This window comes from Halalkalicoccus subterraneus (genome assembly GCF_003697815.1).
In the GTDB taxonomy this organism is placed as follows: Archaea; Halobacteriota; Halobacteria; order Halobacteriales; family Halalkalicoccaceae; genus Halalkalicoccus; species Halalkalicoccus subterraneus.
In genome coordinates, this window is the sequence record NZ_RDQG01000014.1 from 1 (window position 1) to 5,549 (window position 5,549).

Genomic DNA, 5,549 nt, shown 5'->3' on the forward strand with positions numbered 1-5,549 from the left:
AAGCGGAGTGCAGGGAGCAGGATTTGAACCTGCGGACTCCTACGAGACAGCGCCCTGAACGCTGCGCCGTTGGCCAGACTTGGCTATCCCTGCTCGCAACTCCTCGTACTTGCTGCCCCGTAAAACCCCTTTCGGTTACCCACCGCTGGCCAGAGCGTCCGCTCTCCGCGGAAGCGAACGCCGTGAGATGGGTGACGGGACACATGGCGATTCTATAGTGCGACTGCGTCTTCGAGTTCGCTGGCGCGGTCGCCGATCGAGGCCGCGGCCCGGTCGACCAGCTCGTCGACCGTCATCGAGCCGTCGGTTTCGACGTGGAAGACGAACGCGTCGGGGACGTCCTCGACGCGCAGCTCCTTGCCGGGATACCGGTTCGTGAGGTCGTGGTCGAACTCGCTGGTCGGGACGAGCTCGCCGTCCTCGGTCTCGATGACGCCGCGGACGATGTTCGCCTCCTCGTCGGCGAACTCCTCACGGTCGCCCTCGACGTTGACCTGAACGAGATGGCGGTAACCGACCGCCACGCCGCCCTGGTGTTTGGCGTGGTCACGCCCGACATCGAGGGACGCGTCGGCCTCGATCTCGAGGCGCTGGCCCTCCTTGAGCTCGATGATCGGGACGTTCTGCTCTGCGGGGCCGACCTGATCGTCCGAACTGACGAGGTCGCCCGAGTAGGCGGTTGCGGGCCCCTCGACGTCGAGTGCGAGGGTGACCTCCTCACCGAGTTCGTAGTCCTCGGGCGTCGACAGCGGGACGAGCCCGAGTCGAAGCGCGAGCTGTTCGTTGAACATCACCGAGGAGTTCTCGATGAATCTGACCGAATCGATCGCCAAGGTGGGAACGTCCGCGACCATCGCACGGCGGATGCCGTTCGCGAACGCGGGCGTCGCGCCCCGAACGAGGAACCGCGCGCTGCGGTCGTCGCGTTCGATGACCTCGACGTCGAAATCGTCCTCCATGCTAGAACCCGCTGTTTTTGGGTGCGCGACAGCCGTCGTGCGGGATCGGCGTGACGTCCTCGATGCGGCCGATCTCCAGTCCGGCGCGTGCGAGCGCACGGATCGTTGCCTGTGCACCGGGACCGGGGTTCTGCTGGCGGTTGCCGCCCGGACCGCGCACGCGGACGTGAACGCCCTCGATACCGGCATCGAGGACCTCCTGGGCGACGACCTCGGCCATCTGCATCGCCGCATACGGCGAGGCCTCGTCGCGGTTCTGTTTCACGACCGTTCCGCCCGACGATTTGGCGATCGTCTCGGCGCCGGTCTGATCGGTGATCGTGATGACCGTGTTGTTGAACGAGGCGTGGACGTGTGCGACGCCCCACTTGCTGTCTCCTGATTCGCTCATTCTTGTTCCTCCGCGCGTTCGGGGTGCAGTTCGTCCGCAAGCGGGCTGTTCTCGTCGAAGCTCACGGAGTCCTCCTCGGAGACGTGAACCGTATACGAGGGGACCGTCACCCGCCGGTCGTCGACCGTGACGTGGCCGTGGGAGATGAACTGACGGGCCTGCTTGGGGGTGTTGCCGACGCCCTTGCGGTAGGCCACCGTCTGGAGACGGCGCTCGAGCAGATCGGTGACCTCGAGCGCGAGAACGTCGTCCAATCCCTCCTGGTCGCCGAGGATGCCGAGACGCTGGAGCCGGGAGAGGAACTCCCCGCCCTCGGACGCGTCTTCTCCCTGCTGTTCCTGGCCCAGCAGCTGTCGGGCCTCACGGCGGAACGAACGCAGTTCGGATTGGGCCCGCCAGAGCTCCTCCTTGTTCTTCAGGCCGTAGCGACCCACCAGCGAGTGCTCGCTGGCGATGCGCTCGCCCTGGAAGGGATGGTTCGGCGTCTCGTAGAACTTGGTGTTGCTTCCGAGCGCCATTATTCGTCACCTCCCTCCTCTGCTTCTTCCTTGATCGCCTCGACGTTCACGCCGATGGTCCCCTCCGAGCGCCCCGTCGAGCGGGTGCGCTGGCCGCGGACCTTCTGGCCACGCTGGTGGCGCACGCCCCGGTAGGCGCTGATCATCTGCAGGCGGTTGATGTCCTGCTGGCGGGTGAGGTCGAGCTCGTTGCCGGTCTCGTGGGTGATCTCACCGCTGTAGTAGCTCTGGTGGTTCGCGAGCCACTCGGGGTTGTTCTCGGCGAAGCCCTCGACTTCCTCGACGATGGCGTCGATCTCCTCGTCATCGAGTCGCCCGAACGTCGCGGTACGCGAAATACCGGCGTTCTGGGCGATGATTCTGGCCGCTCTCCGGCCGATACCGTTCATCTCGCTCAGTGATCGTTCGACGGACTTCGTCCCATCGAGGTCGGTCTGCCCGATGCGAACGAAGTATCGGAGGTCGTCGTCCTCCTGTCCGTCCTGTTGTTCTGGGTCTTCTTCGCTCATGTGTCTCGTTGCCGGCTGTCTTCCGGCCGCGGTGGTAATGAACTACCAATTCTACCTGGTAGCGGAGCGTCGTGGCGGGGATTCGAACCCCGGAGGCTGAACGCCACAGAGTTAGCAACCCTGCGCCTTAGGCCGCTTGGCTACCACGACACGCGTTCTGTACTGTCGCCCTCGCGGACTCGGGACGCCACGCCCCTGCAGTGTATGCACCCCTGTCTATCCGCGTCGGGTATTTAAGCCCACCGGATCGATCGACCGGGGCAACTCTGGTCGTCTCGAACCGACCTGCGTCCGGACCGAACCACGGGTGGATCCCGCCCGACGGGAACTATGCCGATCGCGGTCGAAGGGTCCGCATGGAAATCGGGATCATCGGCGCGGGGGCCGCCGGGGCCGGGACTGCCTACGGACTTCGAGACGCCGGTGCCGACGTGACGATACTGGAAAAGAGCCGCGAGGTTGGCGGTCGGGCCGCGACGCGAAGCAAGCGCGGCTGCGTTTACGACCACGGGGCGAACTACGTCACCCCCGATCCAGATCTAGAGGCGTTCCTGCGGGAATGCGAGAGCGACCAAACGGACGAGCGGTTGGTCGAGATCGACGAGCCCGTCTGGACGTTCGACGCCGACGGAACGGTCTCGCCGGGCGAGGAGCGCGACCGGCCCGCGCTCACCTATGCGGACGGTATCGCGCGCTTTGCGGGAACCGTTCTCGAACGAACTGATGCGACCCTCGAACTGGAAACCCGTGTCGAGTCGATCGCCCGCGAGCGCGACCGCTGGCGAATCGAACACGAGGAGGGGAGAGACGAGTTCGACGCGCTCGTGTTGACGCCGCCGGCACCACGGACCGCCGCGCTCCTCGCCGACGCTGACTGGGAGGACCCCCTACGGGGGGACCTCGTCGAAACCGTCGAGTCGGTCCCCTACCGGACGATCCTCTCCGTGATCCTCCACTACCCGTTCGAACTCGACCGGCCGTACTACACGCTCGTCAATACCGACAGGGATCACGGGATCGGCTGGTGTTCGCGCGAGGGGTGCAAAGCCAGTCACGTCCCCGAGGGCGAGTCCCTCCTCGTCGCGCAGATGGCCCCCGACTGGTCGCTCGAACGCTACGGCGAACCCGACGCACGGATCGCGAGCGCGGCCGCCGAACTGGTAGGTGAATTGCTCGACGACCCGCAACTCGCGAGTCCCGACTGGACGGACTGCGGGCGCTGGCGGCACGCGCTTCCCGACGACGGGGCGGATACCGGTCTCCTGCACCACGCGGGGGACGACGGGCTGTTCTTCGCGGGCGACTGGGTCGCCGGCGAGGGACGGGTGACGGCCGCCTTCGAGAGCGGGCGCGAACTGAGCCACCGACTAGCCTACTCGTGAGGCGATTCCGTCGAGGTGGTCGATCCCGACGACGGCGACCACCGGTGCGGGGAGTTCGGCCAACGCCTCGGCCATACACTCCTCGCGGATCGCGTCGCGGTGGGCGACGTGGGGCGGCGAGAACGCTGTCGCGGCGCGCGCCATCGAGACGTGTGAGCGTTCGTCGGCGGCCAGATCGTCCGTATCGCCGCCGGGATCACAGTCGTATGTGAAGGAGCGAGTGCCATCCGCGCCGAGCCATCTGCCGACGGCGGTAGCGGCGAGCCGACAGCGAACCGCGCGCCGGCTCGCGGTCCGCAGGCTCGACCGAAGTCGTGTTCTCGTCTCCTCGTCGACGCGTTCGCGATCGAGGTAGCGACGAAAGGCACGGACGAAGGCGGTGCTTGGCCCGTCGATTCCCACGACGGTCGCGTCGGTCGCGCGGATCGCAGCGCTCATCTCGCCGCCCCGTTCTGAGTCGGCCGCGTACGCGTGATAGAGCTCGACCGCGAGGGGAGGCAGTTCGAGCGCGAGCGTTTCGTGATCCGACTCCCGAACTACTCGTCGAACGCGGGCGATGCTGGCGGGATGGTCGTGGACGACACCGACGAGCGTCACACCGGGTAGCGAGCGGACGTACTCGGGGTTCGGGAGGGTCGTCGAGCGTGCGAGAGTGACTGACACGGTAACTCGATAGGAGCCACTCCTCTCGTGGAGGTATAGTTCAGCGAACCGAGACGTGAGCGCGAGCGGTTACCTGACGGTTGGTGTCCTCGCCCCGAAAAAACCGCCTGCCCGTCTCAGGCGTCGATGTACTCGTCGTTCATCTCCCAGCCGCCGTTGCCGTCCCGGACCATGTACTCGCCGTAGAACGGGACGCGGTTCCCGATCGTCTCCCGGAGGGTCTCGCGGATCTCCGGCCTGCTCATCTCGCCCATCGACCGGAGGTCGTCGTTACGGTTCAGACAGCCCTTGAGATACCCCTCGTGGGTGATCCGCACCCGGTGGCAGTTCGCACAGAACTCGGGGTTCTCGACGGGGTCGACGATCTCGACCATGCCGATCCCCCCGGCGTTGGCGTCGAAATCGAAGTCGGAGTCGAGGTCGACGTCGTCGCTCGCCACCCAGTAGCGCGCGCGGTGGTGCATCTCGCGGCGCTCGACGCGGATTGCCTGCTCTTCGAGCCAACCATGCACCCGCTCGATGTCGATGTTCCACTCGGGTTTTCCGGTCAGTTCGGGCATGTACTGGATGAGCTGGAGCTGGAGGCCGTCGTTTTCGGCGACGTGATCGACCATCTCGGGAACGTAGCCCGCAGTGTGCTCGAAGACGACCATGTTGAGCTTCACCGGATCGAGCCCGGCGTCGAGTGCGGCCTCGACGCCCTCGAGTACCCGGTCGTACGCGCCGCTTTTCGTGATCTCGGCGAACTCCTTCGGATCCAGTGCGTCCTGCGAGACGTTGACGCGCTCCAGCCCCGCCTCGAGGAGGCCTTCGGCGCGTCCCGGCAGGAACGTGCCGTTGGTGGTCATCGAGACCTCCATCTCGTCGGGCGTGCGGCGGATGATCTCCTCGAGGTCGTCACGGAGCATCGGCTCGCCGCCCGTGAACTTCACCTTCTCGATGCCGAACTCGCTTGCCACCTCGAGGAAGCGAACGACCTCGTCGGCGCTCATCTCGTCGTCCTGTGGGTCCATCGGCCCGCGCGTATCGCCGAGTCCCTCGTTGTGACAGTACACGCAGTCGAAGTTACACCGATCGGTCAACGAGATCCGAACCCCCGTCACCTCCCGTCCGAAATCGTCGGCGAG

7 protein-coding genes and 2 tRNA genes are annotated in these 5,549 nt (G+C 66.0%); 1 reads left to right on the forward strand and 8 read right to left on the reverse strand.

The window, feature by feature from the left end:
• Window positions 1–8: 8 nt before the first annotated feature.
• From EAO80_RS03580 to EAO80_RS03605, 6 genes are all read right to left on the reverse strand, one after another.
• A tRNA-Leu gene (locus EAO80_RS03580) sits at window positions 9–93 on the reverse strand.
• Window positions 94–212: 119 nt separating this feature from the next.
• A complete protein-coding gene (locus EAO80_RS03585; protein ID WP_122088572.1) occupies window positions 213–959 on the reverse strand; it encodes a DNA-directed RNA polymerase subunit D in 747 nt (248 codons plus the stop codon).
• A 1-nt stretch (window position 960) separates the two neighbouring features.
• On the reverse strand, window positions 961–1,350 hold the full coding sequence (locus tag EAO80_RS03590) for a 30S ribosomal protein S11 (RefSeq protein ID WP_122088573.1): 390 nt from the start codon (window positions 1,348–1,350) through the stop codon (window positions 961–963).
• Window positions 1,347–1,868 (reverse strand): 30S ribosomal protein S4, encoded by a 522-nt coding sequence (locus tag EAO80_RS03595; protein WP_122088574.1) that lies wholly within the window; start codon window positions 1,866–1,868, stop codon window positions 1,347–1,349. Before EAO80_RS03595 ends, EAO80_RS03590 begins: the two co-directional genes overlap by 4 nt.
• A complete protein-coding gene (locus tag EAO80_RS03600) occupies window positions 1,868–2,377 on the reverse strand; it encodes a 30S ribosomal protein S13 (protein ID WP_122088575.1) in 510 nt (169 codons plus the stop codon). Before EAO80_RS03600 ends, EAO80_RS03595 begins: the two co-directional genes overlap by 1 nt.
• Window positions 2,378–2,444: 67 nt before the next feature.
• Window positions 2,445–2,527 (reverse strand) — tRNA-Ser (locus EAO80_RS03605).
• Between the two features lie 206 nt (window positions 2,528–2,733).
• On the opposite strand from EAO80_RS03605, the gene EAO80_RS03610 reads away from it, so the two are divergent.
• On the forward strand, window positions 2,734–3,759 hold the full coding sequence (locus EAO80_RS03610; protein ID WP_122088576.1) for an NAD(P)/FAD-dependent oxidoreductase: 1,026 nt from the start codon (window positions 2,734–2,736) through the stop codon (window positions 3,757–3,759).
• Here the strand turns inward: EAO80_RS03610 and EAO80_RS03615 are convergent.
• Window positions 3,745–4,422, reverse strand: coding sequence for a hypothetical protein (locus EAO80_RS03615; RefSeq protein ID WP_122088577.1), 678 nt, complete (start codon window positions 4,420–4,422; stop codon window positions 3,745–3,747). The two genes, EAO80_RS03610 and EAO80_RS03615, sit on opposite strands and share 15 nt — an antisense overlap.
• Before the next feature lie 116 nt (window positions 4,423–4,538).
• On the reverse strand, window positions 4,539–5,549 hold a 1,011-nt coding region (gene moaA / locus EAO80_RS03620), incomplete at its 5' end, for a GTP 3',8-cyclase MoaA (RefSeq protein ID WP_122088578.1).